The following is a 1,980-nucleotide window of genomic DNA, read 5'->3' as shown; positions in this document are numbered from 1 at the left end:
GGCGGCCCGTCACGCTCGGCCGACAGGAACCGCTCAAAGAGCAGGTTCCACTTCACCGGGTCGGCGTGGCAGATCTGCAGCGCGAAACACACCGCACTGTTGGCGGCCGAGCCGCGGCCCTGGGCGAGGATGTTGGCCTCGCGGCAGAACCGAACGATGTCCCACACCACCAGGAAGTAGCCGGGGAACCCGAGCCGCTCGATGACGTCGAGCTCCCGCTCGAGCTGCGCGTAGGCCTTCGGGTTCTCGTCCCGGGTGCCGTAGCGGGCGCGGGCGCCTTCGAAGGTGAGGTGGCGCAGGTAGGCGTCCTCGCCGGCGAAGCCTTCCGGCACGGGGAATGGCGGCAGTTTCGGTGCGACCAGGGCGAGGTCGAACGCGAGCTCCACCCCGAGCAGTGCCGCGCGCTGCACCGCGCCCGGGTACCGGGCGAACCGTGCCTGCTGTTCGGCGCCGTCGCGCAGGAACGCCATCCCGTCGGCCGGCAGCCAGCCCTCCAGCTCGTCGAGCGAGCGGTTGGCCCGCACCGCCGCCACCGCGGCGGCATGGCGGGCCTGCTCGGGGCGGGCGTAGTGCACGTTGTTCGACGCGATGGTCGGCAGCCGCAGGTCCGTAGCCATGTCGGCGAGGAGGTCGTTGTGGACCGCGTCGAGCGGTTGGCCGTGATCGATCAGCTCGACCGCCACGTTCTCCGGTCCGAACCAGTGGGTCAGGCGGCGTAGCGCGGTGGCCGCCGCGGCCGGGCCGTCGCCGACGAGGGCCTGGCGCACGGTGCCCTTGCGGCAGCCGGTCAGCACCAGCACGTGCCCGCGCAGCTCCTCCACGACCTGGTCGAGGTCATAGACGGGCCGGCCTTTCCGGCCGCCCTTGGCCAGCTGGGCGTGCGAGATCACCCGGCACAGCCGCCGATAACCCTCGACCCCACGCGCTAGGGCGAGCAGGTGCGAGCCTTCCGGGTCGGGGACGCCGCCTTGGGGCGCCGACAGGCCGAGGGACAGTTCGGCGCCGTGCCCGGTGCGCACGCCGAGCTCGCGGCCGGCCTCGGCGAACCGCACCGCCCCGTACATGCCGTCGTGATCAGCCAGCACCACGGCGTCCAGCCCGAGCCGCGCCGCCTCTTCGACGAGCTGTTCGGGGTGGCTGGCGCCGTCGAGGAAGCTGAAGTTGGAGTGACAGTGCAGCTCCGCGTACGGCACCCGCCCGCCGCCGGCCTCGACATCCGCCCGTGGCCGCAGACCCTTGGGCGGCTGGTAGCCCTCGCGCTTGTGCGAGCGCGGGGCCTCCTCAGCACCGGGCGGGGTGGGTGGCGCGCCGCGGCCGGAGGCGATCCGCTCCAGCTCCGACCACGGCATCGGCGGGTTGTTGAACGCCACGACGAACTCCCACAACAATGTCTTCGCCGTGGGAAGGCCGGCAACCAGCAACTATCGAACTTGTGTTCGTATACTCTGCCTGACGTGCGTTGATCGCAACATGCCCATCGCCACACTGCTCTGAACGGGTGGTGGACGCTGTTGGGCATCGTCGGAACGTGGGCATGCCGCGAACGCCACACCACGGGAGGGCATGTCGAGCCCCGGTGGCCGCCGCGGCCCGGCTTACGTCAGCGCATCCAAGGGTGGACGAGAGCAGGGGTGTGGCCGTGGCCGAGGACGAGCAGCAGGCGTCGACGAAGTGCTTCCGGTGCCGGAAGTCTGAGCCCGGACTGGGCGGCGTGCTTATCCGGACTACGGAGATCCGGTCCAGAGTCCACCTGGTTTGACTTGTTTGACCGGTATCTGAATCTGAGCTCCGTACGAGGCAAGCAGCTATTGATCAGACTCTGGCACAGCCTGATCGCCCTCTAGGTCTGATGCTCGCACCAATTCTGGTGGTCCAGACGTTGAGGGGTGTCAACGCTTCGGGAACCTTGACCCCGGGTGGTCTCGGGAAAATTGACCCCGTGCGCGGTGTTGTCGTCTAGTTCTGGTCGGTGTTCTGCTG

General features: G+C 69.5%; 1 protein-coding gene. It reads right to left on the bottom strand.

The window, feature by feature from the left end; genetic code table 11:
• Positions 1 to 1,370 (bottom strand): PHP domain-containing protein (locus AB0F91_RS47125; protein WP_360609042.1); only part of this gene is annotated, 1,370 nt, incomplete at its 3' end.
• Between the last annotated feature and the right edge of the window lie 610 nt (positions 1,371 to 1,980).

It is taken from the genome of Amycolatopsis sp. NPDC023774, assembly GCF_040639695.1.
Taxonomy (GTDB): Bacteria; Actinomycetota; Actinomycetes; order Mycobacteriales; family Pseudonocardiaceae; genus Amycolatopsis.
The sequence above is the reverse complement of the archived record's forward strand: the minus strand, read 5'-3'. Positions and strand labels throughout refer to the sequence as shown.